Source organism: Micromonospora sp. ALFpr18c (genome assembly GCF_008868155.1).
Taxonomy (GTDB): domain Bacteria; phylum Actinomycetota; class Actinomycetes; order Mycobacteriales; family Micromonosporaceae; genus Micromonospora.
Genome location: NZ_WBKR01000539.1, coordinates 1 through 283 on the forward strand (window position 1 = coordinate 1; position 283 = coordinate 283).

Consider the following 283-nt stretch of genomic DNA (forward strand, 5'->3'; position numbering starts at 1 on the left):
GCGGGCGGCACCGCGGGCCACCACGCCGGACGGACCGGCGAACGGGCGTAGGTTCAGCAACTCCCCGTGTACGACGGCGGCGAGCACCAGCGGCGACACCTTCGTGCCACCGGCGACCAGCCCGGCCAGGCCGTCCAACCGGGTGGCCACCACCGGGTCGGTCACCGGACGGCCCAGCTCGGCCTCCGGCACGATGTCGCGGGCGGCGAGGACGTGCAGCTTGGCGAGGGCCTGCCGGGGGGCCTTGGGCCAGAGTTCGCTCAGCCCGGGCAACGCCCCGGCG

The 283-nt window shown here is 76.7% G+C and carries 1 pseudogene; it reads right to left on the reverse strand.

Going from position 1 to position 283, the window contains the following annotated elements:
• Nucleotides 1–283, reverse strand: a pseudogene (locus F8271_RS31960) (oxidoreductase); the annotation flags it as partial.